Source organism: Pseudomonas sp. IT-347P (genome assembly GCF_949768005.1).
GTDB lineage: Bacteria > Pseudomonadota > Gammaproteobacteria > Pseudomonadales > Pseudomonadaceae > Aquipseudomonas.
On record NZ_CATKPQ010000022.1, the window covers coordinates 366735 to 393256 of the forward strand.

At 60.0% G+C, this 26522-nt stretch carries 24 protein-coding genes and 1 riboswitch; of the genes, 15 read left to right on the top strand and 9 right to left on the bottom strand.

Annotation, left to right across the window (positions count from 1 at the left end; translation table 11 throughout):
- Positions 1-64 precede the first annotated feature (64 nt).
- The 5 genes from ribBA to ACM6IV_RS10355 all read left to right on the top strand — a co-directional run bounded on the left by ribBA (position 65) and on the right by ACM6IV_RS10355 (position 5614).
- Positions 65-1174, top strand: coding sequence for a bifunctional 3,4-dihydroxy-2-butanone-4-phosphate synthase/GTP cyclohydrolase II (gene ribBA, locus ACM6IV_RS10335; RefSeq protein ID WP_016775017.1), 1110 nt, complete (start codon positions 65-67; stop codon positions 1172-1174).
- A 482-nt stretch (positions 1175-1656) separates the two neighbouring features.
- A complete protein-coding gene (locus ACM6IV_RS10340) occupies positions 1657-2682 on the top strand; it encodes an ABC transporter substrate-binding protein (RefSeq protein WP_414869873.1) in 1026 nt (341 codons plus the stop codon).
- A complete protein-coding gene (locus ACM6IV_RS10345; protein WP_174244503.1) occupies positions 2679-3626 on the top strand; it encodes an ABC transporter permease in 948 nt (315 codons plus the stop codon). The genes ACM6IV_RS10340 and ACM6IV_RS10345 overlap by 4 nt, the downstream gene beginning before the upstream one ends.
- Positions 3627-3632: 6 nt before the next feature.
- Positions 3633-4442: an ABC transporter permease gene (locus ACM6IV_RS10350; protein WP_414869874.1), complete on the top strand. Its 810-nt coding sequence runs from the start codon at positions 3633-3635 to the stop codon at positions 4440-4442.
- 17 nt (positions 4443-4459) lie between these two features.
- Positions 4460-5614, top strand: a complete 1155-nt coding sequence (locus tag ACM6IV_RS10355) for an ABC transporter ATP-binding protein (RefSeq protein WP_414869875.1) — start codon at positions 4460-4462, stop codon at positions 5612-5614.
- 201 nt (positions 5615-5815) lie between these two features.
- Here the strand turns inward: ACM6IV_RS10355 and map are convergent, their stop codons facing one another.
- Positions 5816-6607 (bottom strand): type I methionyl aminopeptidase, encoded by a 792-nt coding sequence (map, locus tag ACM6IV_RS10360; protein WP_414869876.1) that lies wholly within the window; start codon positions 6605-6607, stop codon positions 5816-5818.
- Positions 6604-6831 (bottom strand): ParD-like family protein, encoded by a 228-nt coding sequence (locus ACM6IV_RS10365; protein ID WP_007918027.1) that lies wholly within the window; start codon positions 6829-6831, stop codon positions 6604-6606. Before ACM6IV_RS10365 ends, map begins: the two co-directional genes overlap by 4 nt.
- 235 nt (positions 6832-7066) lie before the next feature.
- Positions 7067-7261, top strand: a riboswitch (cobalamin riboswitch).
- Positions 7262-7404: 143 nt separating this feature from the next.
- On the opposite strand from ACM6IV_RS10365, the gene ACM6IV_RS10370 reads away from it, so the two are divergent.
- From ACM6IV_RS10370 to ACM6IV_RS10380, 3 genes are read left to right on the top strand one after another with little or no spacing between them, the layout of a single operon-like run.
- Positions 7405-8418 (top strand): ABC transporter substrate-binding protein, encoded by a 1014-nt coding sequence (locus ACM6IV_RS10370; protein WP_414869877.1) that lies wholly within the window; start codon positions 7405-7407, stop codon positions 8416-8418.
- Between the two features lie 8 nt (positions 8419-8426).
- Positions 8427-9431 carry a FecCD family ABC transporter permease gene (locus ACM6IV_RS10375; protein ID WP_414870252.1) on the top strand — a complete coding sequence of 335 codons (1005 nt, stop codon included), beginning with the start codon at positions 8427-8429 and terminating at the stop codon, positions 9429-9431.
- Entirely contained in the window at positions 9428-10192 is a 765-nt protein-coding gene (locus tag ACM6IV_RS10380; protein ID WP_414869878.1) for an ABC transporter ATP-binding protein, read from the top strand. Before ACM6IV_RS10375 ends, ACM6IV_RS10380 begins: the two co-directional genes overlap by 4 nt.
- Here ACM6IV_RS10380 and ACM6IV_RS10385 read toward each other — a convergent pair.
- On the bottom strand, positions 10131-10682 hold the full coding sequence (locus ACM6IV_RS10385) for a GNAT family N-acetyltransferase (RefSeq protein ID WP_414869879.1): 552 nt from the start codon (positions 10680-10682) through the stop codon (positions 10131-10133). The two genes, ACM6IV_RS10380 and ACM6IV_RS10385, sit on opposite strands and share 62 nt — an antisense overlap.
- Before the next feature lie 216 nt (positions 10683-10898).
- Positions 10899-13187, bottom strand: a complete 2289-nt coding sequence (gene metE / locus ACM6IV_RS10390) for a 5-methyltetrahydropteroyltriglutamate--homocysteine S-methyltransferase (protein ID WP_414870253.1) — start codon at positions 13185-13187, stop codon at positions 10899-10901.
- A 423-nt stretch (positions 13188-13610) separates the two neighbouring features.
- Between metE and ACM6IV_RS10395 the strand changes: the two genes are divergently transcribed.
- The 5 genes from ACM6IV_RS10395 (at position 13611) to yecR (ending at position 17933) form a co-directional block, all read left to right on the top strand.
- A complete protein-coding gene (locus tag ACM6IV_RS10395) occupies positions 13611-14987 on the top strand; it encodes a pyridoxal-phosphate dependent enzyme (protein ID WP_414869880.1) in 1377 nt (458 codons plus the stop codon).
- The gene (locus ACM6IV_RS10400; protein ID WP_414869881.1) at positions 14984-16156 is read left to right on the top strand and encodes a cystathionine gamma-synthase; all 1173 of its coding nucleotides are present in this window, start codon (positions 14984-14986) and stop codon (positions 16154-16156) included. Before ACM6IV_RS10395 ends, ACM6IV_RS10400 begins: the two co-directional genes overlap by 4 nt.
- 552 nt (positions 16157-16708) lie before the next feature.
- Entirely contained in the window at positions 16709-17083 is a 375-nt protein-coding gene (locus tag ACM6IV_RS10405) for a hypothetical protein (RefSeq protein WP_414869882.1), read from the top strand.
- Between the two features lie 193 nt (positions 17084-17276).
- A complete protein-coding gene (locus ACM6IV_RS10410; RefSeq protein ID WP_414869883.1) occupies positions 17277-17591 on the top strand; it encodes a hypothetical protein in 315 nt (104 codons plus the stop codon).
- Between the two features lie 33 nt (positions 17592-17624).
- Entirely contained in the window at positions 17625-17933 is a 309-nt protein-coding gene (gene yecR, locus ACM6IV_RS10415) for a YecR family lipoprotein (protein WP_414869884.1), read from the top strand.
- Positions 17934-18035: 102 nt separating this feature from the next.
- Here yecR and ACM6IV_RS10420 read toward each other — a convergent pair whose 3' ends face one another.
- Entirely contained in the window at positions 18036-19664 is a 1629-nt protein-coding gene (locus ACM6IV_RS10420; protein ID WP_414869885.1) for a hybrid sensor histidine kinase/response regulator, read from the bottom strand.
- 114 nt (positions 19665-19778) lie between these two features.
- Between ACM6IV_RS10420 and ACM6IV_RS10425 the strand changes: the two genes are divergently transcribed.
- Positions 19779-20384: a LuxR C-terminal-related transcriptional regulator gene (locus tag ACM6IV_RS10425; protein ID WP_414869886.1), complete on the top strand. Its 606-nt coding sequence runs from the start codon at positions 19779-19781 to the stop codon at positions 20382-20384.
- 55 nt (positions 20385-20439) lie between these two features.
- Here the strand turns inward: ACM6IV_RS10425 and ACM6IV_RS10430 are convergent, their stop codons facing one another.
- The 4 genes from ACM6IV_RS10430 to ACM6IV_RS10445 form a co-directional block, all read right to left on the bottom strand.
- The gene (locus ACM6IV_RS10430; RefSeq protein WP_414869887.1) at positions 20440-20820 is read right to left on the bottom strand and encodes a fe2+ zn2+ uptake regulation protein; all 381 of its coding nucleotides are present in this window, start codon (positions 20818-20820) and stop codon (positions 20440-20442) included.
- Between the two features lie 46 nt (positions 20821-20866).
- The gene (locus ACM6IV_RS10435) at positions 20867-23080 is read right to left on the bottom strand and encodes a TonB-dependent receptor (protein WP_414869888.1); all 2214 of its coding nucleotides are present in this window, start codon (positions 23078-23080) and stop codon (positions 20867-20869) included.
- Between the two features lie 111 nt (positions 23081-23191).
- Positions 23192-23593 (bottom strand): ParB N-terminal domain-containing protein, encoded by a 402-nt coding sequence (locus ACM6IV_RS10440; protein WP_414869889.1) that lies wholly within the window; start codon positions 23591-23593, stop codon positions 23192-23194.
- Positions 23594-23619: 26 nt separating this feature from the next.
- Entirely contained in the window at positions 23620-24510 is an 891-nt protein-coding gene (locus ACM6IV_RS10445) for an HpcH/HpaI aldolase/citrate lyase family protein (RefSeq protein WP_414869890.1), read from the bottom strand.
- 613 nt (positions 24511-25123) lie between these two features.
- On the opposite strand from ACM6IV_RS10445, the gene ACM6IV_RS10450 reads away from it, so the two are divergent.
- The gene (locus tag ACM6IV_RS10450; protein WP_414869891.1) at positions 25124-26518 is read left to right on the top strand and encodes a Y4yA family PLP-dependent enzyme; all 1395 of its coding nucleotides are present in this window, start codon (positions 25124-25126) and stop codon (positions 26516-26518) included.
- Positions 26519-26522 lie beyond the last annotated feature (4 nt).

Below are 26522 nucleotides of genomic sequence, written 5' to 3' on the forward strand. Positions count from 1 at the left end.
ACCTCTTTGTTGATTTTGTATTATGGTATACCAATATATTTCCAACGAACCCTGAGAGTCCAGCATGGCCTTCAACAGCATCGAAGAAATCATCGAAGATTATCGCCTCGGCAAAATGGTCCTGCTGGTCGATGACGAAGACCGCGAAAACGAAGGCGACCTGCTGCTGGCTGCCGACCGTTGCACGCCCGAGGCAATCAGCTTCATGGCCCGTGAGGCGCGCGGGCTGATCTGCCTGACACTGACCGACGAACATTGCCAGCGTTTGGGCCTGGAGCAAATGGTGCCGGCCAACGGCAGCGTGTTCAGCACCGCGTTTACCGTATCGATTGAAGCGGCGGTTGGCGTGACCACCGGCATTTCTGCAGCAGATCGCGCTTGCACGGTTGCTGCCGCTGTCGCACCGAATGCTCGCGCTGAAGATCTGGTGCAGCCGGGCCATATCTTCCCGCTGCGCGCCAAGGAAGGTGGGGTGCTGACTCGCGCCGGCCATACCGAAGCCGGTTGCGACCTGGCACGCCTGGCGGGTTTCACCCCGGCCTCGGTGATCGTCGAAGTAATGAACGACGACGGCACCATGGCCCGTCGTCCGGATCTGGAGCAGTTCGCGCGCAAACACGGGATCAAGATCGGCACCATCGCCGACCTGATCCACTATCGCCTGAGCACCGAGCACACCATCGAGCGCATCGGCGAACGGGAACTGCCGACGGTGCACGGTACGTTCCGCTTGATCACCTTTGAGGATCGTATCGAGGGCGGCGTGCACATGGCGATGGTCATGGGCGATCTGCGTCGTGAAGAGCCGACGCTGGTGCGAGTGCATGTGATCGATCCGCTGCGGGATCTGGTCGGCGCCGAGTACAGCGGGCCGACGAACTGGACCTTGTGGGCGGCGTTGCAACGGGTCGCGGCTGAGGGTCATGGCGTTGTTGTGGTGCTGGCCAATCACGAGTCTTCGCAGGCGTTGCTCGAGCGCGTGCCGCAACTGACCCAGCCGCCGAGGCAGTTCAGTCGCTCGCAATCGCGGATTTATTCCGAGGTCGGGACCGGGGCGCAGATTCTGCAGAACCTTGGGGTGGGTAAGTTGCGGCATCTCGGCCCGCCGCTCAAGTACGCCGGGTTGACCGGGTATGACCTGGAAGTGGTCGAGAGTATTCCGTTCACTGAATAAAGCTGCCCTCACCCCAGCCCTCTCCCGGAGGGAGAGGGAGCCTACCGAGGTGTTTAGTCGCTATACGCCGACCTGAAATACCGAGTCGAACTCAGGTTTGAACTGCATGGAGAACCGGCTCCCTTTCCGATTCCAAATCGAGCTCGTTTTTGAACAGCACAAAGATCGGCTCCCTTTCCAATGCCGAGTCAAGCTCGGTTTTGGACGGTATGAAGATCTGCTCCCTTTCCCCCTCTCCCATTGGGAGAGGGCTGAGCGGGCGGCGTTCCGATGAGGGGCTGGATCTAGAATTTCTACACATCTCTCAAGTGAAAAAACATCAGCCTCCAGATAACCGGTAAGGCAAAGTGCTTGCACAAAGCTTGGAATACCATAATATGATATTCCATAGACCGGACACTTCAACGAACGTCCAGCTACTGCTCCCGACAGGCGGGCAACAACGCAAGCCCGCTCAAAAACACAACAATGAGGGCGTGAACATGGTGTTGAACAAAGCTGCAACCGCAATCTTTTTTGCGGGACTGCTCAGCGTCACCGGCCAGGCTGCAATGGCTGCCGAAAGCGTGAACTTCGTCAGTTGGGGCGGAAGCACCCAGGATGCGCAGAAACAGGCCTGGGCCGATCCATTCAGCAAGGCCAGCGGCATCACCGTCGTGCAGGACGGCCCGACCGACTACGGCAAACTCAAAGCCATGGTCGAAAGCGGCAACGTGCAGTGGGACGTAGTCGATGTCGAAGCCGATTTCGCCCTGCGCGCCGCCGCTGAAGGCCTGCTCGAACCCCTCGATTTCAAGGTCATCCAGCGCGACAAGATCGACCCGCGTTTCGTCAGCGATCACGGTGTCGGCTCGTTCTTCTTCTCCTTCGTCCTCGGCTACAACGAGGGCAAACTCGGCGCCAACAAGCCGCAGGACTGGAGCGCCCTGTTCGACACCAAAACCTACCCCGGCAAACGCGCCCTGTACAAATGGCCAAGTCCCGGCGTGCTCGAACTGGCGCTGCTGGCCGACGGCGTAGCGGCCGACAAGCTCTACCCTCTCGACCTCGATCGCGCCTTCAAGAAACTCGACACCATCAAGAAAGACATCGTCTGGTGGGGCGGCGGCGCGCAGTCGCAGCAACTGCTGGCGTCCGGTGAAGCGAGCATGGGCCAGTTCTGGAACGGTCGTATCCACGCCCTGCAGGAAGACGGTGCACCGGTCGGCGTGAGCTGGAAACAGAACCTGGTCATGGCCGACATTCTGGTGATTCCAAAAGGCTCGAAAAACAAGGACGCGGCGATGAAGTTTCTGGCCGCCGCCAGCAGCGCCAAAGGCCAGGCTGACTTCTCCAATCTGACCGCCTACGCCCCGGTCAACCTCGACAGTGTGGAGCGTCTGGATTCGACGCTGGCCCCCAACCTGCCGACTGCCTACGCTAAGGATCAGATCACTCTTGATTTCGCGTACTGGGCCAAAAACGGCCCGGCCATCGCGACACGGTGGAACGAATGGCTGGTCAAATGAAAATGGCAGCCACCGCGTCCCGTCCCTCCACTGCCACCGGGAGCGCCGCAAGCGCTGCCGGTTCGGCCCACGGAACCCAGGCGGTTGCGATGCAGCAAGCCCCGTCCCTCCGACAACGCTGGCGCGGCGCCGGCAACCTCGCCCCGGCGCTGTTGTTCATCGGCCTGTTCTTTCTCGCGCCGTTGATTGGCCTGCTGTTGCGCGGCGTGCTCGAACCGACCCCAGGCCTTGGCAACTATGAACAACTGTTCGCCAACTCGGCGTACGCGCGGGTGCTGCTCAACACCTTTTCGGTGGCCGGGCTGGTGACACTGTTCAGCCTGCTGCTGGGCTTTCCGCTGGCCTGGGCGATCACCCTGGTGCCGCGTGGCTGGGGTCGCTGGATTCTCAACATCGTACTGCTGTCGATGTGGACCAGCCTGCTCGCCCGCACCTATTCGTGGCTGGTGTTGCTGCAAGCCTCCGGCGTGATCAACAAGGCTCTGATGGCGATGGGCATCATCGATCAGCCGCTGGAGATGGTGCACAACCTCACCGGCGTGGTGATCGGCATGAGCTACATCATGATCCCGTTCATCGTGCTGCCGTTGCAGGCGACCATGCAGGCCATCGACCCGATGATCCTGCAGGCCGGTTCGATCTGCGGCGCCAGTCCGTGGACCAACTTCTTCCGGGTGTTCCTGCCGCTGTGCCGGCCGGGTCTGGCCTCCGGTGGCTTGATGGTGTTCGTCATGTCGCTCGGTTACTACGTGACCCCGGCGTTGCTCGGCGGCGCGCAGAACATGATGCTGCCGGAGTTCATCATTCAACAGGTGCAATCGTTCCTCAACTGGGGCCTGGCCAGTGCCGGCGCCGCGTTGCTGATCGCAATCACTTTGGTGCTGTTCTACTTCTACCTGAAGCTTCAGCCGGAATCCCCGGTTGGCGCCAGCAACGCGAGGTAAGCCGACATGCTCCTGACTCCCAATGCGATGAGCCGCCGGATGCGCTTCGGCCTCTACGCCACCACCGGGCTGATCGGTCTGTTCCTGGTGTTGCCGATCGTGTTTATCGTGCTGCTGTCGTTCGGTTCCTCTCAGTGGCTGGTGTTTCCGCCTCCGGGCTGGACGCTGAAATGGTACGGCCAGTTCTTCTCCAACCCGGACTGGATGAACGCTGCGGCCGCCAGCCTCAAGGTCGCCGTGCTGACCACAATTTGCGCCGTGGCCCTGGGTTTGCCGACCGCGTTTGCGCTGGTGCGCGGGCGCTTTCCCGGCCGGGAAATGCTCTACGGCCTGTTCACCCTGCCGATGATCGTGCCATTGGTGATCATCGCCGTGGCGGTGTACGCGCTGTTTCTCAAGCTCGGTTACACCGGGACGATGTTCGCCTTCGTGGTCAGCCATGTGATTGTCGCGTTGCCGTTTACCATCATCTCGATTATCAACTCGCTGAAGCTGTTCGATCAGTCGATTGAAGACGCGGCGGTGATCTGCGGCGCGTCACGCCTGCAAGCGGTGTTCAAGGTGACGTTCCCGGCGATTCGTCCGGGCATGGTCGCCGGCGCCCTCTTCGCCTTCCTCGTTTCGTGGGACGAAGTGGTGCTCAGCGTGATGATGGCCAGCCCGACCCTGCAAACCCTTCCCGTGAAAATGTGGACCACCCTGCGCCAGGACCTGACGCCAGTGATCGCCGTCGCTTCGACGCTGCTGATCGGCTTGTCTGTGTTGGTCATGGTGATCGCCGCCGCGCTGCGTCGGCGCAACGAAATCAGCGCCTGAGCGCCCAGGAGTACGACATGAGTGCCGTGATCAAAGACGCCTTCCAGCAGAACGACAAACCGCTGGTCAGCCTGCGCAACCTGAACAAGCACTACGGCGACTTTGCCGCCGTCGACAACATCTCGCTGGACATCAAGGACGGCGAGTTCCTGACCTTCCTCGGCTCCAGCGGCTCGGGCAAGAGTACGACGCTGTCGATGCTCGCCGGGTTCGAAACACCGAGCAGCGGCGAGATCCTCGTCAATGGGCAATCGCTGGTGAATGTGCCGCCGCACAAGCGCGACATCGGCATGGTGTTCCAGCGTTATTCGTTGTTCCCGCATCTGTCGGTGCGCGACAACATCGCGTTTCCGTTGGCGATTCGCAAACTCGCTGCGGCCGAGCGCGACAAGCGTGTCGATGCCATGCTGAAACTGGTGCAGCTTGAGCAATTCGCTCATCGCCGCCCTTCGCAACTGTCCGGTGGTCAGCAACAACGCGTCGCCATCGCCCGTGCCTTGGTTTACGAACCACGCATTCTGTTGATGGACGAACCTCTCGGTGCGTTGGACAAAAAGCTGCGCGAAGATTTGCAGGATGAACTGCGCCAACTGCATCGTCGCTTGGGCATCACTATTGTTTACGTGACCCACGACCAGGAAGAAGCCATGCGTTTGTCTCAGCGCATCGCCATTTTCAGTCATGGCAAGATTGTGGGTCTGGGCAGCGGTTATGACCTGTATCAGAATCCGCCGAATGCGTTTGTTGCTTCGTTTCTGGGCAACTCGAACTTCCTCAAGCTCAAGGCGCAGGGCAATGCTGTCGCTTCGTTTGAAGGGCAGTCGCTGTCGATGCGTCTGACGGCCGGGCTGCATACGGATCAGGATGTGTTGCTGATGGTGCGTCCGGAAAAGGCACTGGCGTTGAGCGTGGCGCAGGCGGTCAGCGAACCGCTGCCGTCGGGTTGGAATGAGGTCTCAGCAAAAGTCGTGGAGGTGTTGTTTCTTGGTGAGAGCCAGACCTGCAGCGTGATCACTTCCGGCGGTACTTCGATGACGGTGAAGGCTTTGTCCGCCGCCGGTATGCCGCTCAAGGCTGGCGATCCGGTGCAAGTGCGCTGGGCGACTGCTGATGCTTGCGTGTATACCGAATGGACAGAGAGCGACCTGAACAAAGCTGCGGGCGCTCACTGATAGCGTGTTGTCTGTCGGATTTACCCCCTCACCCCAGCCCTCTCCCCCAAGGGGGCGAGGGGGAAAGGGAGCAGATCGGGGGCTTTTCAGGACCTGAGATCGACTCAGGACTTTCAAGTCGATGTATAACGCCAAAACAACTCGGTCAGTCCCCTCTCCCTCTGGGAGAGGGCTAGGGTGAGGGAAACAGTCGACGCGGTATCAGACAATAGCGCGGTAGCCTTCAATCTCATCCGGCCACGCGGTGAGGACTTCAAACCCAGTCTCCGTCACCGCGACCATATGCTCCCACTGCGCCGACAACGAGCCATCCTTGGTCAGCACTGTCCAGCCATCCGGCATGTTCTTCACATGACGCTTGCCGGCGTTGAGCATCGGTTCAACGGTGAAGATCATCCCGGCCTTGAGCTTCATGCCCTGATCGGGAAAGCCGTAATGCAGGATCTGCGGCTCGTCGTGATAAACCTTGCCGATGCCGTGCCCGCAATACTCGCGCACCACACTGAAGCCTTCCTTCTCCGCCAGGCTCTGGATCGCATGGCCGATGTCGCCCAACGTGGCACCCGGTTTCACCACGCGAATACCCGCGCACATGGCGTCATAAGTGGTCTTGATCAGGTGCTGCGCTTCAGCCGTCGCCTCACCCACCACGTACATGCGGCTGGTGTCGCCGAACCAGCCGTCCTTGATCACGGCGATGTCGAGGTTGACGATGTCGCCATCCTGCAGCGGCGTCCCCGACGGAATCCCGTGGCACACCACGTCGTTGACCGAGGCGCAGACGGTTTTCGGAAAACCGTGATAACCCACGTTGGCCGGTATCGCTTTCTGCACATTGACGATGTAGTCGTTGCACAGCCGATCGAGTTCATCGGTGGTCACGCCGGCCTTGACGTGCGGCACCAGCATCGCTAGCACTTCAGCGGCGAGTTTGCCGGCCGCGCGCGATTGCGCGATCTCGGCCGGGGTGTTTAGCTTGATCGGGTTTCTCATGCGCTGACGGCTTCCTGAGTCAGTTGTTGCAGATCCAGCCCGCCGTTCTGTTCGGCGCGGATCAGCAAGCGGCAAATGGCGCTGTGGTCGAGGTTGGGGTGTAGCTCGGCGAGCATGCCGATACGCATCCAGTGCTCGGCCTGTGCGTTGATCGAGCGGCTGAGCGCATTGCTGGAGATGCGCAGATTCTCGTGCATGTCCTCTGAAATCTTTACGATGCCCATATATGGATCCGATACGATGTGTATATGGATCGTATACTAGCCAACCCCCAGTCGAAATTGCAAATACGATCGTGTCGGCGGGCAAATCGCAGGCAAAAAAAAGCTGCCAAAATTGGCAGCAAAACTTTAAGAACACGCGATGTAATTGGCCTCAGCATAGGCGCCGGATAATGACAGTGTCATGACAACCACACCCTCGCCAGGACAGATACGTCTCCCCTTCAGCGGCGTGATCGACTACCATGCCGCCGCCGGTTTCCAAACGGGATTAATAGGGAATCCGAGGTGCTTGCACAGCACTGATCGGAACTGCCCCCGCAACTGTAGGTGCTGAGCCTGCTCCAAGACTGCCACTGGGTGAACCCCGGGAAGGCCGGAGCCAGGCGATGACGCATCAGTCAGGAGACCTGCCGGCACAATGACGACTAACCGGCGGGGTGTCCGGGAAGGACATCGTGCCGTTCGCGTCTTTGTTTGCTGCCCGGCCTTGCGCGGTTGCCCTGACCGCGTTCGATGGTGTGTTTCCAGACCGTACTCTCCCGCTCCCCGTACGGTTCCCTTGGAGACTGCCCCATGCTGCTGCCCCGCGTTGCCACCCTTATCACCGGCCTGAGCCTTTGCGCCCTGGCGCAGGCGGCACCGACTGTCTATCCGCTGACGATCGAAAACTGCGGCAGCAGCCTGACCTTCCAGCACGCGCCGACGCGTACGGTGACCATCGGCCAGGCCGGCACGGAAATGCTTTACGCCATGGGCCTGGGCAACAAGGTCGTCGGCACTTCACTGTGGTTCAACAATGTGCTGGACCAATACAAGGCACAAAACGAGCAGATCGAGCGCCTGGCCGATAACGAACCGAGTTTCGAATCGGTGATTGGCAAGCGCCCGGAACTGGTCGCCGTGGAACTGGAATGGATGGTCGGCCCGCAAGGTGCGGTGGGCACTCGCGAGCAGTTTCACGAGCTGAAGATTCCAACCTACCTGCTGCCCTCCGATTGCGAAGCCAAGGACAACCTGGTCGGCGCCGACGGCACGCGGCTGGCACCGTTTCGCATCGACACGATTTACAAGAGCGTGAGCCAACTGGCGCAGATCTTCGACGTGCAGGAGCGTGGCCAGCAGCTCAACGATCAACTCAAGGCCAGCCTCGCCAGATCGATCGCCACTGCCCACGGCAAACAGCTCAAGGACGCTAGCGCGCTGGTGTGGTTCTCCAGCGCTCAGATGGACATCGAGCCGTTCGTGGCCGGGCACAAAGGCGTTCCCGATTTCATGCTCAGCACCCTCGGTGTGCGCAACGTGGTGGCGTCCGATGAAGAGTGGCCAACGGTCGGTTGGGAAACCATCGCCAAGGCCAATCCGACCTTTCTGGTCATCGCGCGTATGGATCGTCGACGCTTCCCTGCCGACGACTATGAAAAGAAACTCGCCTTCCTGCGCAGCGACCCGGTGACGCGCAACATGGACGCGGTGAAGCACAACCGCATCATCATTCTCGACGCCATGGCCCTGCAGGCCAGCCTGCGCATGTTCGACGGCATCGAACAATTGGCCACGGCCATCAACGGCTATGACCTGTCGCAATGAGTGCCAGCCTGATCCGTACGCTACTGGCCCTGGCGACCCTGTTGTTGGCTGTGATTGCCGGCGTGGCCATCGGTGAAACCTCGATTGAGCCGGGCGTGGTGGTGCAAGTGCTGGCCAACAAACTATGGGGCGCCGGACATGTGCTCGACCCTATCGATGAAGGCATTGTCTGGAACTACCGACTGACCCGCGCACTGGTCGCGGCGGCCTGCGGTGCCGGGTTGGCGACCTGCGGGGTGATTTTGCAGTCGCTGCTGCGTAATCCACTGGCCGATCCGTATCTGCTGGGGATTTCTGCCGGGGCTTCGACCGGGGCGGTAATGGTGGCGCTGCTGGGCGTTGGCGCCGGGATGATCTCATTGTCAGTCGGTGCCTTCGCCGGCGCGGTAACGGCGTTCGTGCTGGTGATTGTGCTGGCACGGGTCAGCGGCTCGGCCAGCGGCACCGGGCAGATCATTCTCGCGGGGATCGCCGGCTCGCAATTGTTCAATGCACTGACGGCGTTTCTGATCACCCGCTCGGCCAGCTCCGAACAGGCGCGCGGGATCATGTTCTGGCTGCTGGGTAATCTCGGCGGCGTGCGCTGGCCGTCGGTGTGGCTGGCGGTGCCGGTGGCCGTGTCGGGATTGGTTGTGTGCCTGTGGCATCGGCGGGCGCTGGATGCGTTTACCTTTGGTGCGGATTCGGCGGCGTCGCTCGGCATTCCGGTGCGACGTGTGCAGATTCTATTGATTGGCTGCGCGGCGCTGGTGACGGCGGTGATGGTGTCGATTGTCGGTTCGATCGGTTTTGTCGGTCTGGTCATTCCCCACGCCGCGCGTCTGTTGCTTGGAACCGGTCATGCGCGGTTACTGCCGGCCAGTGCGCTGGGCGGTGCGGTGTTTCTGATTGCTGCTGATGTGCTGTCGCGCACGCTGATCAAGGGTCAGGTGATTCCGGTCGGGGTGATTACCGCACTGGTCGGCGCACCGGTGTTTGCGTTGATTCTGGTTGGCCGCAGGTCCGCACGATGAGCCGTGTTTTGAGTTGTTCCGAACTGAGCTTCAAGGTGCGCGGCGCCGAGTTGCTCAACGGTGTCAGCCTCGACGTTCAGCGCGGCGAAACTTTGGGTATTGTCGGACCGAACGGCTCGGGCAAATCCACCCTGCTCAAACTGCTGGCCGGGCTGCGCGAACCGAGCGCTGGCGAGGTGCTGCTCGACGGTCAGCGCCTGGGCAAAATGGCCCGACGCAATATTGCGCAAAAACTCGCGGTGGTCGAACAACAGGCCGACACCGACGACGGCATTCGCGTGTTTGATGCCGTGGCGCTGGGGCGAACGCCTTGGCTGTCGGCGCTGCAACCGTGGTCGCAGGCAGACGACGCCATTGTCCAGCAGGCGCTCACCGACGTTGACGCCATGCACCTGCGCACGCGCCTGTGGCGCAGCCTGTCGGGCGGTGAGCGGCAGCGGGTACACATCGCCCGGGCATTGGCGCAGCGACCGCAGATCCTGTTGCTGGACGAGCCGGCCAACCACCTCGACATTCAGCATCAACTGACCATTCTCAACGTGGTGCAGGCGTTGCCGGTGACCACATTGATCGCACTGCATGATCTTAATCAGGCATTGAAATGTGATCGTCTGGCGGTGCTGGAACGCGGGAGACTGGTGGCACTGGGCGAGCCGCTGGAGGTGCTGACACCACAGCGCTTACAGGAGACGTTCGGGGTCAGGGCGCATTACCTGACGGACCCGTTTGATGGAGCGCAGATTCTTCGATTCCACTCATGACGCTGTGCATGTGCGTCGTCTGCCAGACCGGGTCAGCGTCGACAGCAATTATCTCGAAACCCTGCCGCTGCCAGAACTCGATGGCCCCCGGCAGAAACGGATGGGTGTGCAAGTAGATCACCTCGACCCCGTCGGCGAGTGCCAGGTCTTTGAGTGATCGGTACAACGCCGCGGCCAACCCGGAACGCCGTTGTGAAGGCACGACGAACAGGCGCACGATTTCCACCACGTTGCGGTCGGGATAATCCAGGTTGGGAAAGCGTCGGTCGTAAGGGAGATAGCCGATCGAGGCGACAATCTGCCCTTCGTGACGAGCGATCAGAAAGCGCCCTTCCCCACGCAGATAAACCTCGGCAAAACGCGCCAGATCATCGGGCATTCCAGTCGCGCTGAGCTTGGGGAACAGCTCGGCGCGGGCCTTTAGAACAAAATCAAGAACGTCAGGAATGTCTGCTTCGGACACGGCCTGGATAACGGGTTGATCACTCATGTAGCGGCAAACACCTGAACTGCGGCTGGGCACAGTAACAACAGCCTCCCGGCGATGCCAAGGAAATCCCCGATTCTGAACTTCATACACAACCCCTGTAGCAGTGAGCCTGCTCGCGATAGCGGTGTGTCAGTCACCGATGAGTTGACCGACACACCGCTATCGCGAGCAGGCTCACTCCTACAAGGGGTTGTGTTTATTCAGGTGGTTAAGGTGTCAGCCAAGCTCTTTACGCAGCTGGCGGGCGGCAGTGACCATGTGCACCAGCGCCGCTTCGGTCTCTGGCCAGCCCCGGGTTTTCAAACCGCAATCCGGGTTGACCCATAGCCGCTCTGCCGGAATCCGCTTGGCCGCCTTGCGCAACAGATTGGCCATTTCCGAGGCATCCGGCACCCGTGGCGAGTGGATGTCATAGACGCCCGGGCCGATTTCGTTCGGATAGGCGAAGGCTTCGAAAGCTTCCAGCAATTCCATGTCCGAGCGTGAAGTTTCGATGGTGATCACGTCGGCATCCATGGCCGAGATGGACTCGATCACATCGTTGAACTCGCTGTAGCACATGTGCGTGTGGATCTGGGTTTCATCGCGTACACCCGAGGCGCACAGGCGGAACACTTCGGTCGCCCAGTCCAGATAATCCTGCCACTGCGCTTGACGCAACGGCAGACCTTCGCGGAATGCCGCTTCGTCAATCTGCACGATTTTGATGCCGGCAGCTTCCAGATCGACCACTTCGTCACGAATCGCCAGCGCCAGTTGCCGGGCCTGCGTTTCACGGCTGACGTCTTCACGGGGGAACGACCACATCAGCATGGTCACCGGCCCGGTCAGCATGCCTTTCATGACCTTGTCGGTCAGGCCTTGGGCGTAGCGAATCCACTCGACGGTCATGGCTTTCGGGCGGCTCAGGTCGCCAAAGATCACTGCCGGTTTCACGCAGCGTGAGCCGTAGCTCTGCACCCAGCCAAAGCGGGTGAACACATAGCCGTCCAGTTGCTCGGCGAAATACTCGACCATGTCGTTGCGCTCGGCTTCACCGTGCACCAGCACATCCAGGCCCAGACGCTCCTGGATTTCCACCGCGTGGCGGATCTCGCTGTGCATGGCTTCGGTGTATTCGGCTTCGGTCAGCTTGCCCTGTTTGAACGACTGACGGGCGAGGCGGATCGACGCGGTTTGCGGGAACGAACCGATCGTCGTGGTCGGGAAGAGCGGCAGATCCAGGCCAGCGCGTTGCTTGGCGATACGCTGGGCAAACAGCGACTGACGCTGGCTGTCCCGGGCCGTAATCGCCGCAACCCGCGCTTGCACCGCAGGTTTGTGAATGCGCGCAGAAGCAGCGCGGGACGCCTGCACCGAGCGGCTTTCGGTCAATGCACGCAGCACTTTCGGCGCTTCGGGTTCATTCACCGCCTGGGCCAGAACAGCCACTTCTTCGCACTTCTGTACGGCAAAGGCCAGCCAGCTTTTCAGTTCGGCGTCGAGTTTGTCCTCACGGCCGAGATCCACCGGGCTATGCAGCAGCGAGCAGGACGGCGCAACCCACAGACGCTCACCCAGACGCTCATGGGCATGGCGCAACGTCGCCAAGGCATTTTCCAGATCGCAACGCCAGACGTTGCGCCCGTTGACCACACCCAGGGACAACACTTTGTAGGCCGGCAGACGATCGAGAATGGTCGGGTATTGTTCCGGTGCGCGTACCAGATCAATGTGCAAACCATCCACCGGCAAGTTCGCCGCCAGACCGAGGTTTTCTTCCAGACCACCGAAGTAAGTCGCGAGGAGTTTCTTCAGCGGATCACGCTGGATCTGGTTGTAGGCACGCTCGAAAGCGTTCTTCCATTCCTGCGGCAGGTCGAGCACCAGAATCGGCTCGTCGATCTGCACCCACTCCACGCCTTGGGCGGCGAGACGCGCGAAGATCTGGCCGTACAGCGGCAGCAAACGATCGAGCAATTCCAGCTTGTCGAATTCCGCGCCTTTGGCCTTGCCCAGCCACAGATACGTCAGCGGACCGATGATCACCGGTTTGACGTTGTGGCCCAGCGCGCGGGCTTCTTCGACCTCTTCGAACAACTGCTCCCAACCCAGCTGAAACCGTTGATCCGCACTGAATTCCGGGACCAGATAGTGGTAATTGGTGTCGAACCACTTGGTCATTTCCTGAGCGTGCGCACCGCCGCAGCAGCTGTCGCTGACGCCACGGGCCATGCCGAACAGGGTGTGCAGACTGGCTTTGCCGTCGTGCGGACGGAAGCGTTCCGGGATCACGCCGAACATCAGCGAATGGGTCAGAACCTGGTCGTACCAGGCGAAATCGCCGACCGGCAGCAGTTCGATGCCGGCGTTTTTCTGCACGTCCCAATGGGCCTTGCGCAGCTCGCGACCGACGTCACGCAGGCCTGCCTCGTTCAGTTCTCCTTTCCAGAACGCCTCTTGCGCTTTCTTCAGTTCGCGGTCGCGACCGATGCGCGGAAATCCAAGGGAATGGGCCAGTGCCATAACAAACAACTCCAATATCCTGTTGATGGCGGCCATTGTCGGCAGCAGTGCCTGGTGAGACAAACTCATTTTAATCTTGATCATCACAAGTACTGCTCATGATCATCTGATCACTTTATCTCCTCCTGAAATTTCTCCCGTCCTTGGGTCAGCCAAAATACAAAGCCGTTTGCGCTGCAAGAAAATTCTTCACGAATCAAGTTTTTGATGGCCGTGAAGACGCCCTTTGGACACTCAATGGCGCCTCCATGTAAACCCAGGTAAACCGTGCCGTGCAGGCCTCTTATTTCGATCTATCGTTAGATCGAAATGGCTGTATTCACGACCGACTAAAGGTTGCGACAGCCGATGTCTGAGCCTATGTTGCACGCGAGTCTTTTCCCCGCGATTGGAACGCGATCAACACCACCTAGAGGTGAAGAAATGTCAAAGGAATCACGCCCTGCCGTGCTTGGGCTGATCGGCAATACTCCGCTTGTGCAAGTCACCCGCTTTGATACCGGGCCGTGCACGCTGTTTCTCAAACTCGAATCGCAAAACCCCGGCGGCTCGATCAAGGATCGCATCGGTCTGGCAATGATCGATGCGGCTGAACGCGACGGACGCCTGCAACCTGGAGGCACCATTGTCGAAGCCACCGCCGGCAACACCGGTCTGGGCCTGGCACTGGTGGGTCGCGCCAAAGGCTATCGCGTGGTGCTGGTGGTGCCGGATAAAATGTCCACCGAGAAAGTCCTGCACTTGAAGGCCATGGGCGCCGAGGTGCACATCACCCGTTCCGACGTCGGCAAGGGCCATCCCGAGTATTACCAGGACGTCGCCGCGCGTTTGGCGAAAGACATTCCCGGCGCATTTTTCGCCGACCAGTTCAACAACCCGGCCAACCCGCTGGCCCACGAGTGCAGCACCGCGCCGGAGATCTGGGCGCAGACCGAACATGACCTGGATGCCATCGTCGTCGGTGTCGGTTCCGCCGGCACGCTGACCGGTTTGAGCCGCTTCTTCAAACGCGTGCAGCCGGATCTGGAAATGGTCCTCGCCGACCCGGTCGGTTCGGTGATGGCGCAATACAGCCGCGACGGCTCCCTGCCCAAGCCCGGTTCATGGGCGGTGGAAGGCATCGGCGAGGACTTCATTCCGTCGATCACCGACCTGTCCAGCGTGCGCCACGCCTACTCCATCAGCGATGAAGAAAGCTTCGATCACGCCCGCCAGTTGCTCAAGGCCGAAGGCATTCTCGGCGGCTCGTCGACCGGCACCCTGCTCGCTGCCGCACTGCGTTATTGCCGCGAACAGACCGAGCCGAAACGCGTGGTCAGTTTTGTCTGCGACACCGGCACGCGCTACCTGTCGAAGGTCTACAACGACCAGTGGATGACCGATCAAGGCCTGTTGCAACGCAAGGGCTACGGCGATTTGCGCGACTTGATCGCCCGGCGTTTCGAGGATGGCCGAGTGATCAGCGTCGGCCCCGACGACACCCTGCTCACTGCGTTCCAGCGCATGCGCCTGGCGGATGTCTCGCAACTGCCGGTACTGGTGGAAGGCAAGCAACTGGTCGGTGTGATCGACGAGTCGGACATCCTGCTGGCGGTGCACGAAGATGCCGCCCGTTTTAGCCAATCGGTGTCCAGCGTGATGACCGACAAACTGCAAACCCTCGCCCCCGGCGCCAGTCTGGCCGAGCTGGAAGCGGTGCTCGGTCGCGGCCTGGTCGCCATCATCGCCGATGCATCTGGCTTCCATGGCCTGATCACCCGCACCGACATGCTCAACCAATTACGGAGATCCCTCGCATGAGTCAGCACGACGATCAATCCCAAGGCTTCGCGACCCGGGTGATTCACGCCGGGCAGGAGCCGGACCCGACCACCGGCGCGCTGATGCCGCCAATCTACGCCAACTCCACCTACCTGCAAGACAGCCCCGGCGTGCACAAGGGTTTCGATTACGGGCGCTCGCACAACCCGACACGTTTTGCCCTTGAACGCTGCGTGGCGGACCTCGAGGGTGGCACCCGCGCATTTGCCTTCGCTTCCGGGCTGGCGACGATTTCCACCGTGCTGGAATTGCTCGATGCCGGCTCGCACGTCGTTTCCGGCAATGACTTGTACGGAGGCACCTTCCGCCTGTTCGACAAGGTACGTCAGCGCAGCGCCGGGCATCGTTTCAGCTTCGTTGATCTGGCCGATCTGTCGGCATTCGAAGCGTCGTTGCAGGACGACACGCGCATGGTCATGGTCGAGACGCCGACCAACCCGCTGCTGAGCCTGTCGGATCTGGCCGCCATTGCGCGAATCTGCCGCGCTCGCGGGATCATCTGCGTGGCCGACAACACCTTTGCCAGCCCGTATATCCAGCGGCCGCTGGAGTTGGGTTTCGACATTGTGCTGCACTCGACCACCAAGTACCTGAACGGTCACTCCGACGTGATCGGCGGCATCGCCGTGGTCGGCCAGAACGAAGAACTGGCCGAGAAGCTGGGCTTCTTGCAGAACGCGGTCGGTGCAATTGCCGGGCCGTTCGATGCGTTCCTGACCTTGCGCGGGGTAAAAACCCTGGCACTGCGCATGGAGCGTCATTGCAGCAACGCACTGGATCTGGCGCAGTGGCTGGAACAGCAGCCGCAGGTCAAACGTGTCTACTATCCAGGGCTGACTTCGCATCCGCAGCATGAATTGGCCAAGCGCCAGATGCGCGGTTTTGGCGGGATGATTTCCGTGGATCTGAACAGTGATCTGGCTGGCGCGCGGCGCTTCCTGGAGAACGTGAAGATCTTCGCGCTGGCGGAAAGTCTCGGCGGTGTGGAAAGCCTGATCGAGCATCCGGCGATCATGACCCATGCCACCATTCCGCCTGATACCCGGGCAAAACTGGGGATTGGCGATGGTCTGGTGCGTCTGTCGGTGGGCGTCGAAGACGTCGAAGACCTGCGCGCCGATCTGGCGCAGGCGCTGCAATCGATCTGACCTGGCAAGAACGACAAAGCCCGCACGAAGCGGGCTTTGATGTTCGAGTAGGCGGCCAGTGCTGGTCTCTGGCTTACAAGGTTTATCGGGCTTCCCACAGTACCGGGTCAAATTGAAAGTTAGTGCCTCGGCTGCTTCACACGGCATAAGGGCTGGATCTCAGCGCGGAGATCTTTCTAACCGTGTACCTTTCGGAGCGCGCCCCACGCCCCCTTGCTATCCGATTGCGCATCAGTCTGCGTCTTCGCCTACATCTTTGAGCCTAGCAAAGGCTCGGCGACGCGGATCAGTGTTTTTAGACTGATTCGAGCTTTGCCCGAATCGCTCAGGAAGAGAAGCGTCTAACGCCCGTCGATCCCCCCGCCACCCCGGCTGGCAATCGCGATCTATACTCAATCGGTTCGATCATTATTCTGTCGACACCCGCGCGCCAGACGGCGTGCCCGTGCCTTTTGCCCACCAGGACGACCCAGGCCAATGAGTCGTAGCACCAGCGAACACGTGGCGAACGACGCCTTATCGCTTTGTGGCTGCCGGGTCATGGAGAAAACTATGAAACACAAGCTAGTGTCAGGCGTGCTTCTGGCGGTCGTGGCGACCGTGGTGGTGCCTAATGTCTGGGCGGCGCAGCCGCAGGCGTTGGCGTCCGATGGTGCCGATCATGTCGGCGCGGGCGCGGTCGCTTCTGATGGTGCCGATCATGTCGGTGCGGGCGCGGTCGCTTCTGATGGTGCCGATCATGTCGGTGCGGGCGCGGTCGCTTCTGATGGTGCCGATCATGTCGGTGCGGGCGCGGTCGCTTCTGACGGTGCCGATCGTACCGGCATCAACCGGTTTGCCTATTCGCGCGTCGGCGTTGGCTCTGATCGCGTCGCCTCGGCGTTGATGACAGGCAGTTATTCCGACCAGTTCAACAGCCCTCAATAAACGCCCCTCGGCCCAACGGGCGGTTCCAGCGAGCCGTCCGCTGAGCGCCTCACTAGCACATTTGTGCTAATCGACCGCCCTGTCGCCTGGCGTTATATTCCCCCGCACCCCCAGATGCTCCCCAACGTTGCCCGTTCGCAGCGTGCGGGATCGTTGTGCCTGGAAATCAGAACAACACCAAGGAAGACACACCATGAAACTGCATGCAAACCTCAGCAAAATCGCCGTATTCGGTGCCGTGCTGCTCGGCGTGGCTGGCTGCCAGACCGTCAAACCCACTGAAGCGAGCATGAAAGAACGCGCGCAAACGGTGATCGGTAAACCGGTGTCGAAAATCGACAACATCCGCAACGACAGCACCCTCACCTACTACACCGCGTACACCCCGGCCGGGGAATACAACTGTGAATTGCCCAGCGGCGTAATCATCGCCGTGGCGAGCATGGGCATCATGTCGCCGCCGCTGTCGTGCCTGCCAAAAGGCGCTTCGCCAATCCCACTGCAATAACTTCCCAGCCTCGGTAAAGGACTCCGTTTGCTCATGAAAATCTTGATCGCAACACTCACCCTCAGCGCCCTTTTCCTCACTGGCTGCGCCACGCCAAAACAATGGGAAGCCACCGGCGGCAGCAAAAACGACGGCATCGTCCAGGTCTCCTATGAACTGGGCCAGTTCGAAAGCGGCCAGACCAGCGCCGAGCAAGGCCTCACCGTCGCCGTACAACGCTGCAAGACCTGGGGCTACAAAAACGCCGAGGTCACCGGCTCCGAAAAAAACGTCTGCCGCACCATGGGCCAGTACAACTGCCTGCAGACCACCATCACCCAGGATTACCTGTGCAAACGCTAGACGCTTGACCTTTTAGGAGCTGTCGAGTGCAACCAGGCTGCGATCTTTCACAGCAACATCAAAGATCGCAGCGTGCCGCTGCGCCTACAGCCCCATGGACGCCTACAAGGCACTTTCGGCGGGTTCCGGTTGGCGGTCGCGCAGCGTCCGTAAAGTCGCGCGCAGTTCGGCCGGGCGCACCGGTTTCGACAGAATGGCAATCTGGCGGTCGTGCAAGGCCGCCTGGATTCTTTCGACGTCATGCCCGGTGATGATCATCGCCGGCACTGCCCAACCTCTCTGCCGGCGCACATCATCGATGCATTCGATCCCGGTCGCGTGGGTGCCGAGGTCATAGTCGGCGACGATGATGTCGCAGTCGGTAACCAGGTCCAGAGCGGTCAATTCCGCCTGTACCACACAGCCCCAGCGCTCCAGCAACGCTGAGGTCGCCAGCAGCACATTGCGGTCGTCCTCCACCAGACACACTTTCAGCCCGGTCAGCAAACCGACCTGCCGCGCCTCATCGCGGGTGACCGTTAACGAGGGCGGCGCGGCAATCGGCAATCCGCTCAAGGTCACCGCCGTTCCACGCCCTGGCTGCGAACGCAGAGCAACGCTGACACCGATCAACTCCCCCAGACGCTTGACGATCGACAGCCCCAGCCCGACGCCTTCGACGTCTTTGTCACGGACTTGCCGCACCCGATAAAACTCCTCGAAGACCTTGGCCAGATGCTCTTCGGCGATACCGTTGCCGCGGTCACAAATCACCATGGCCAGCCCAGCCCCGCGCCGACGCACGCCGATCAAAACCGGCCGATGAGCACCGTATTTGAAGCAGTTGGAAAGCACGTTCTGCACCATTGTCGCCAGCAATGCCGGATCGCTGCACACCCAATAGTCACAGGGACGCAGGCGCAGTTCCACGCCCGCCCACCGTGCCGCTTCGGCGTTCTGACGAATCAGATCCGCCAGCCACTGACCTAAATGGAAGGTTTGCAGTGTGGGCAGGACGCGCCCGTTGTCGAGGGTGTACAGATCGAGAATCGAGCGGAACAGCTGCGAGACGTTGAGCAACGAACGGTCGATGTTGTCGACCAGCCGCCGCTCCTCATCACCCAGGCGCGACTCACGCAGGCACGCGGTAAACAGACCGATGGAGTGAATCGGCTGGCGCAGATCGTGACTGGCCTGGGCGAGAAAGCGCGACTTTTCCAGATTCGCCGCGACCGCCTCCTCAGAGGCCTTGCGCGTGCGCTCCAGCAACAGATGCGCATAAAACGGAATCACCGTGCTGGTGATCATCAGCATCAACACCATGAACGGTTGCGCCTGCCACACCGGTGTCAGCCGATAGACACACAGCAACGACAACAGCGCCAGCGCCGTGGCAATCGCCAGATAGCGCGAGCCATAGCGCATACCGTTGCCCAGATTGACCCAGACGATCACCGCGTACAGCGGCAACGCCGCCTCACCACCGACCACCAGCCCAAAGCAGGTGCCGGTGTAGTCGTGGATCATGGCGAAGATCCGCCGCGCCGGGTAATGCCCGGGCCAGCGCACGATCGCCTGGCGCAGCACAATCGAGGCCAGCAGAAACAGGCCGATGTAAGTGACCACCGGCAAATAGGTATCGAAACGCTGCCCCGGCAAAAAGCCGAGGACGAGCATGTAAACCACGGCAATCGCAGCGATGATGATGCGCAGATTGGCCTGGTCCAGTTCGGTGTTTTTCTCGAACTTCACGGGAAACGTCCTTGTGCGGTTTTCGTCAGATTCAGAAGCAGCCTACAGGCAACATTTGCGCCCGGTGTTAAGGTGCAAGCCTTGAGTAACGCCTGACCCAGGGAGGGTCATGCCATGACATGCCGAATTATCATAGCCGACGATCACCCGCTGTTTCGCGAGGCAATGCTGCGCACGGTGCAGCGTCTACTCCCCGCAGCCGTCATCGACGAAGCCGGCGATCTCGACGCGGTGCTGACGCTGCTGCTCTCGGGTGAAGAGCCCGACACCCTGATGCTTGACCTGCGGTTTCCCGGACTGACCTGCGTCAGCCAGCTCGCCGCGCTGCGCCAGCGCTTGCCACGGACCACGCTGATCGTGGTGTCGATGGTCGATGATGAGGCGTTGATCAGCGAAGTCATGGCTGTCGGCATTGACGGTTTTATCGGCAAGAACATCGCCCCGGACGAAATCGGTCAGGCGATTCTGGCGATTCGTGAAGGTGAAGTGCTGGTGAAGTTCGCGCCGTCAGGGCTGTTGCCACTGGAAACCGGCACCCCGCTCACACCCCGTCAGCAAGAGGTGCTGCGTTTGATCGCCCAAGGCAAGACCAACAAGGAAATCGCCCGTGAACTGGATATTTCACCGTTCACGGTGCGCATTCACGTGTCTTCTTTATTACGCACACTGAACGTGCCCTCACGGGCGGCCGCCGCCGTGAAATATGCAGGAATCCTGTGAGCTGGCGCAGGCCGCGATCTTTGATCGTGTCCTCAAGGCCTCCATCTGGCGGCGCCTACAGGTCGTCGGTGTGCTGTTGCAGAGTTGTCCAGGCTTCGCTGGAAAACCGATAGGTCTTACTGCTTTCGAGGACTATCAAGCCCACACCACTCAGACGCTTGAGCACTTCACGCACGCTGACGAACGACAGCTCGGGTGCTGAAGACTCGACAAACCTGTGCACCCCATTGACCCCCAGCGCATGCCCATCGCGACCGGCCGCCACCAATGCGTTGATCACTTTGAAACGGATCAGGCTGCTGCGCAGGCCGAAGTGTCGCAGTAATTCGCGAACAGCCTCATTGGCACTGCGTTCGAATTCGACGGCCAACGGGTGGGTCGCTGTACGATAGGCTGAACGGGCGTTTGCAGCCCCTGCGTCCGGGTGGTTAAACATGGCGAATACTCCTTTTTCGAAATGTTCACGCGGGTTGCCCCTCGTGTCAGAAATCGACCGTGGCCGACAGCTGCAATGTCCGCGGATAACCCGGGGAGAACGCGCCGTAAGACGCGACGCCTGACCAGTACTCACGATCAAACACGTTCTGCACCGTGGCGCGGAACGTCGTTGGCCGGCCTTCGATTTTGGTCGCGTAACGTGCACCGGCGTCGAATCGGGTCCACGCATCCAGCTCCTGAGTATTGGCCTGATTGACATACTGGCTGTCGGTGTAGATCGCACCTCCCGTCAGGGTAAAACCTTCGAGCCATGGCGTATCCCATTCAGCCCAGAGATTGGCTTGCACGTCCGGCACGCCGATCGGTTTGTTGCCACGGTTGGCGCGGGTCGCCGAATCGGTCAGCTCACCGTCGAGGACCGTCACACCGCCCATCAGACGTGTGCCGGGGGCGACCTCGCCGAACAGGCTCAATTCGATACCCCGGTTGCGTTGCTCGGCCTGCACCGAGAACACGTTGTCAGCCCCGACTTCACCGCTGGGTTTCTCGATCTGGAATAACGCCAGTGTGGTCATGAACGTGCCGTGTTCGTATTTGACGCCGACTTCATGCTGCTTCGACTCGTACGGGGCGAAGGTCTCGCCAGCGTTGGCCGCCGTGCCCGGGGCGATGTCGCCCTTGCTCAAGCCTTCGACATAATTGTAGTAGAGCGAAACGTCTTCCCAGGGCTTGATCACGACACCGACCAGCGGCGTCGTGGCGTTGTCCTTGTATTTCGAACTGACCGCACCGGCCGCGTTGTAGTTACGCGATTCAATGTCCTGGCGACGCACACCGAGGGTCAACTGAAAACGCTCATCCAGCATCGACAGCGTGTCGGTCAACGCCACGCCGGACAGCTCCGACTCGGAAACGCGCAACACTTTTGGCGAATCGATGTACTGCTGCGGCCTGTCGACCGGGTGGTAAATGTTCGACAGGATGGCCGTGCCGTTATTGATGCCGCGCGACAGCTCATCCTGATACCGGGTCGCCATGACCGTGGTGGTGTGAGTGATCGGCCCGGTGGCAAATACGCCACGCAGGCCGACATCCGCAGTCGAGCGATCGACGTTGAATTTGTAGTAACCGGGAATGTTGCTGGTGTCGCCCGCGTCGTTGAGGATTCTCGGCACCTGGTCGGACAGGCGCTTGACGTCGGACTTGCCACCGCCGGCATGGGCGAACACGGTGACGTTATCCGTCAGGTCATATTCGCCTCCGAGCAAGGCCGACTGTTCTTTGGTGTCCGACCAGCCCCAGTCCTGCGACAGGTTGGTGCGACCGTTCGGCGCGGACGGTACATCGACACCCGGGGCGATGGTGAAGGGTCGCGAAGCGCCCTCCCAGCTTTCTTTCTGGCTGATGTAATCGAGGTTCAAACGCAAACGCTCGCCGCGATAATCCAGAGCGATGGCGCCGACGCCGAGATCGCGATGTTGATCATCAATCGCGGTGTCGCCCCCCTGCAGATTGCCATTGAAACGCACGCCAAACTGGTTTTCCGAACCGAAGCGGCGGCTCAGATCCAGATGCCCGCCGACCTGGGAGTCAGAGGCATAGGTGCCGGTAAAGCGAGTCAGGTCTTCATCCAGCGGCCGCTTCGGCACGATGTTGATCACACCGCCGACGCCGCTATTGGGCGAGAGACCGTACATCAGCGCACCGGGGCCTTTGAGCACCTCGACCCGCTCGGCGTAGTCGGTGAACACGCGATAGTTCGGCGCAACGCCATAGACACCGTCGAACGCCAGCTCACCGAGATTGCCTTCGCCGATCGGAAAGCCACGGATGAAAAACGAGTCGACAATTCCGCCCGTCTGGCCCGTCGAGCGCACCGATGGGTCGCGCTCCAGCGCATCGGCGACGGTCACGGTTTGCAGATCGGCGAGGGTCTTGGCGGTGTAACTGGTAACGCTGAATGGAGTGTCCATCAGGTCTTTGTTGCCCATCATGCCCAGCCGGGCACCGCGCGCAACCTGGCCACCGGCGAGGGTTTCCGGCAGCGCGGTCGCGGCGTTGTAACGGGCGTTGATGTTGGTGGTGTCGAGGGTCAGCGCGTCCGGCGCGGCATCCGCCTGGTCGGCGGCGACGCCAGGTTGCCCGGCGCTGGTGGCCCAGGCATTGGCGCTTCCTGCGACCAGAACGAAATTCAGCATGGCGGTACGTACGGCGAGTGCTAGCACCCGCTCACCGCAAGGACGACTGACAACAGGCATGACGTGAGGATCCTTTTCATCGAGAGAAAATGGTAATCACTCCTATTGCCAGCCGATTGGCGAAAAAGTATCACCCTCCGTCGAGTTTTTTTTGCACGGGCTCAAACAGGGTCAGGCGTAGAGACGTTCCAGCGGGATGGCAACCACCGGCAGCGCGGGGTCAAACGCGTGCCGGGTGGTCTTGTACGGAAATATCTCACCGCGCTCGATGGTGGTGAAAATCCGCGCCACCTCGAACGCCTGACCGGTTTGCCAATGCCGTACACAGACCCGTGGATCGGTGTAATCGAGCTGGATGCATGGCACCCGTTTCAATCCCAGTTGCAACGCTGCAGTGAGCCGGTGATTGCCATCCATCACGATGCCGCGCGAACGCTCGACGATGATCGGCTCCAGCCAATGCCCGGCGCGCGCAATCGACTCGCACAGCAGTGCCACGTTGGCCGGGTCGACCTGCTCCGACTGCAACACGTCGCACAGTGGTCGCAGTGCAATCTGATAACCATGGTCCATGGTGATCTCCTGATTCGCCGGGGATTTCAGCAGGCATCGGCGCGGACGGCGGGCGCATACTGACGGGCCACGTCGAGCAGGCGCTGGGCATGTTCGATCAGCGGCAAGTCGACCATCTCGCCATCCACTTGCACAGCGTGGCTGCCCGTGGCGACTGCCCGCATCACGCGGTCGGCCCACGCCAGTTGCCGCGAGTCCGGCAGGAATGCGCGCTGCACCGTGGTCAGCTGGCCGGGGTGGATACACAGCTTGGCGCCGAACCCCAGCGAGCGGGCGTAATGGGAATCCCTGGCCACCACCGCCAGATCGCTGATTGCCGGCGTCACGCCATCAATCGGCGACGGCAAGTCCGCCGTACGTGAAGCCAGAACGATGCGGTTGCGGGCGAACAGAAACGCCTCCGGCACCTGGCTGCAGTTGATATCGAGCGAGAAATCCAGTGAGCCGAACGCCAACCGCGCCAGGCCCGGAATCGCCGCGATCGACTCGACGTGTTGCAAGCCTTTGGCCGTCTCGATGATGGCAACAATCGTCAGCTGCGGTTGCCACGCCAGCAAGCGTTCGACCACCGGCGTCAGAGCTTCGGGGCATTCGGCCTTGGGCAGGAAAATCCCATTGCAACGCTCGGGATGGCGCAAGTCGCTGAGCCAGCCAAGGTCTTGGGAAAACAGCGTGCTGCTGACGCTGTTCAGGCGGATGTAGCGCTCGCAGGCGACGTTCGGCGTACTTTCCTGCCATGTCTGGATGGCGGCGCGGGCGACGGCTTTGCTGTCTGGATGAACGGCGTCTTCGAGGTCGAGAATGATTGCGTCAGGCCCTGCTTCGCAGGCTTTGGAAAAGCGCTCGGGACGGTTGCCCGGCACGAACAGGTAGCTGATCGCGAGGGGGGCTTTACGGCTGAGTCGATCGGATTGCATGGCGTTGCTCCTTGGCGTGAACCAGTCGTGGTTTCTGAACATTTTCAGGCCCCGTCAACGGCCGATTGGCCTGCTGTTGCCGGGCTTCTTGCAACCGCTCTTAACGCCTTGTTGATCAAGGAATTAAGAGACTTTTTTATTTCAGGACGAATGAGTCCTTGAGCGTGTAAATACACGTTCATGGATTCACCTGAAGCAGGTCTTTATTCAAAAATATTTGAAAACCTTACTTGATAATCGTTCCTGTTCGCAATATTGTTCACGCCGTCAAGAGGAACTATCCTCGCTTCAAAGCCAGTCATCAGCACTTCGGGAAATACCTTTGAGTGATGTCAGTTAAACATCAGCCACAGGTAGTTACAGGGTATTGGCCAACAACTTATGGCCAATTAAAACGACCGTGCAAACCTTATGGAACGGGGTTCCCATGTCATTGTTTTGTGAACCGTTTATTACGTCATGCGCTTCAGATCCATCATTGAATTACGGTTGGCATCCACCTCCGCCGCATTTAAAACGTCGTGACTGACGAGTAAAAAAAACCAAAAAAATCGATAACCAATCGGTATCGAAACATCAATGGCGAAGTTATTTCCGGCGTCAGGGGTCAACTATGCCTGCAATTAATACATCAGCCTTTGAACGGCAACATAAAGTTCATCATTCGCAACTTTTAAAACCGCTGGTCGACCCGATTATTTCTACGCTCATCAACAACTTCCCCGACACACTTGCGGGACTGGTGGAACAACATGGTTCGCCGTTGAATGTGGTCTGGCCCCATGCGTTTGAATTGAATACGCAGGCACTGCTGACGGTGTTGAAGCAGCACCGTGTGCCCCATGCCATCTTCTACGGCGCCAAGGCCAACAAGTCGCAAAGCATGCTCAGTGCCGCGGCGACTTCGGGTATTGGCGTCGATGTATCGAGCATTCACGAGTTGCAGGCTGCGTTGCGGGCTGGTACGCCTGGCACGAAAATCTGTGCCACGGGACCGGCCAAAACGGCGGTATTTCACCAAGCCCTGATCCGCGCCGGATCGCTGATTTGCGTGGATTCAGCGGAAGAGTTCGATCATCTCAAAGGCGTGATCGAAACACAGCCAGAGGCCGTAAAAGCCAGAGTCTTGCTGCGTTACAGGGCAAAAAACAGTGTAAACAGCCGCTTCGGAATGGGCTCGCAAGACGTGCTCGAGTGCCTGCAACGGCTGACGCAACACGCCGACCTTTTTCACTTCGAAGGTTTTCATTTCCATCTCGGTGGATACGGATTCGAATCCCGCGTGCAAGCGTTCCGTGAGGTCACCGGATTCGTCGAAGCCGCCAGGGAAATCGGTTTGAATCCGCAGATGATTGATATTGGCGGTGGTTTGCCGATTCGTTACATCGAGCCACAGACCTATGCCCATTTTTTGTTGAACGACAATAATCCCAGCGATTATTCCAACCATAAAGTTCCGGCGGCTTATTACCCTTACGGCAGCGAATTGACAGCGCCACAGTGGTTGACGTTATTTCTTGAGGCCGAATATTCACCGGGACTTTCAATTGCCAACTATTTGATTCGGCAGCATATAACCCTGGCACTGGAACCGGGCCGAAGCCTGGTAGATCAAGCGGCCATTTCAATATTTCGTGTCACCCGCGCAAAAAAGCTGGCTGACAATAAAACCGTGGTCTTTGTCGAAGGCAGCAGTTTCAGCGCCTGCGAAACCTGGTTCGCCTCTGAATATCTGCTTGATCCAATCCTGATCAGCGCAGAACCCTGTCCACTCAAGCAGACCCACGCCTATATCGCTGGCCATAGTTGCCTTGACGATGATGTCATTACCCATCGCCTGATCAACTTTGCACACGAACCCCGTAGCGGTGACTTATTAATTTACGTCAACACTGCCGGCTACCAAATGGACTTGCTGGAAAACGAGTTTCATCGCCATCCCCTGCCCCGGCGGTTGACGGCGACCTGTTGTACGGAAGGTAACTATGCGTTTTCACCTGACTACTAAAGGG

Excerpts from the sequence above, each read along its gene's own strand:
- ribBA (WP_016775017.1), top strand. The coding sequence starts at position 65 with ATGGCCTTCAACAGCATCGAAGAAATCATCGAAGATTATCGCCTCGGC.
- ACM6IV_RS10340 (WP_414869873.1), top strand. The coding sequence starts at position 1,657 with ATGGTGTTGAACAAAGCTGCAACCGCAATCTTTTTTGCGGGACTGCTC.
- ACM6IV_RS10345 (WP_174244503.1), top strand. The coding sequence starts at position 2,679 with ATGAAAATGGCAGCCACCGCGTCCCGTCCCTCCACTGCCACCGGGAGC.
- ACM6IV_RS10350 (WP_414869874.1), top strand. The coding sequence starts at position 3,633 with ATGCTCCTGACTCCCAATGCGATGAGCCGCCGGATGCGCTTCGGCCTC.
- ACM6IV_RS10355 (WP_414869875.1), top strand. The coding sequence starts at position 4,460 with ATGAGTGCCGTGATCAAAGACGCCTTCCAGCAGAACGACAAACCGCTG.
- map (WP_414869876.1), bottom strand. The coding sequence starts at position 6,607 with ATGAGAAACCCGATCAAGCTAAACACCCCGGCCGAGATCGCGCAATCG.
- ACM6IV_RS10365 (WP_007918027.1), bottom strand. The coding sequence starts at position 6,831 with ATGGGCATCGTAAAGATTTCAGAGGACATGCACGAGAATCTGCGCATC.
- ACM6IV_RS10370 (WP_414869877.1), top strand. The coding sequence starts at position 7,405 with ATGCTGCTGCCCCGCGTTGCCACCCTTATCACCGGCCTGAGCCTTTGC.
- ACM6IV_RS10380 (WP_414869878.1), top strand. The coding sequence starts at position 9,428 with ATGAGCCGTGTTTTGAGTTGTTCCGAACTGAGCTTCAAGGTGCGCGGC.
- ACM6IV_RS10385 (WP_414869879.1), bottom strand. The coding sequence starts at position 10,682 with ATGAGTGATCAACCCGTTATCCAGGCCGTGTCCGAAGCAGACATTCCT.
- metE (WP_414870253.1), bottom strand. The coding sequence starts at position 13,187 with ATGGCACTGGCCCATTCCCTTGGATTTCCGCGCATCGGTCGCGACCGC.
- ACM6IV_RS10395 (WP_414869880.1), top strand. The coding sequence starts at position 13,611 with ATGTCAAAGGAATCACGCCCTGCCGTGCTTGGGCTGATCGGCAATACT.
- ACM6IV_RS10400 (WP_414869881.1), top strand. The coding sequence starts at position 14,984 with ATGAGTCAGCACGACGATCAATCCCAAGGCTTCGCGACCCGGGTGATT.
- ACM6IV_RS10405 (WP_414869882.1), top strand. The coding sequence starts at position 16,709 with ATGAAACACAAGCTAGTGTCAGGCGTGCTTCTGGCGGTCGTGGCGACC.
- ACM6IV_RS10410 (WP_414869883.1), top strand. The coding sequence starts at position 17,277 with ATGAAACTGCATGCAAACCTCAGCAAAATCGCCGTATTCGGTGCCGTG.
- yecR (WP_414869884.1), top strand. The coding sequence starts at position 17,625 with ATGAAAATCTTGATCGCAACACTCACCCTCAGCGCCCTTTTCCTCACT.
- ACM6IV_RS10425 (WP_414869886.1), top strand. The coding sequence starts at position 19,779 with ATGACATGCCGAATTATCATAGCCGACGATCACCCGCTGTTTCGCGAG.
- ACM6IV_RS10430 (WP_414869887.1), bottom strand. The coding sequence starts at position 20,820 with ATGTTTAACCACCCGGACGCAGGGGCTGCAAACGCCCGTTCAGCCTAT.
- ACM6IV_RS10435 (WP_414869888.1), bottom strand. The coding sequence starts at position 23,080 with ATGCCTGTTGTCAGTCGTCCTTGCGGTGAGCGGGTGCTAGCACTCGCC.
- ACM6IV_RS10440 (WP_414869889.1), bottom strand. The coding sequence starts at position 23,593 with ATGGACCATGGTTATCAGATTGCACTGCGACCACTGTGCGACGTGTTG.
- ACM6IV_RS10445 (WP_414869890.1), bottom strand. The coding sequence starts at position 24,510 with ATGCAATCCGATCGACTCAGCCGTAAAGCCCCCCTCGCGATCAGCTAC.
- ACM6IV_RS10450 (WP_414869891.1), top strand. The coding sequence starts at position 25,124 with ATGCCTGCAATTAATACATCAGCCTTTGAACGGCAACATAAAGTTCAT.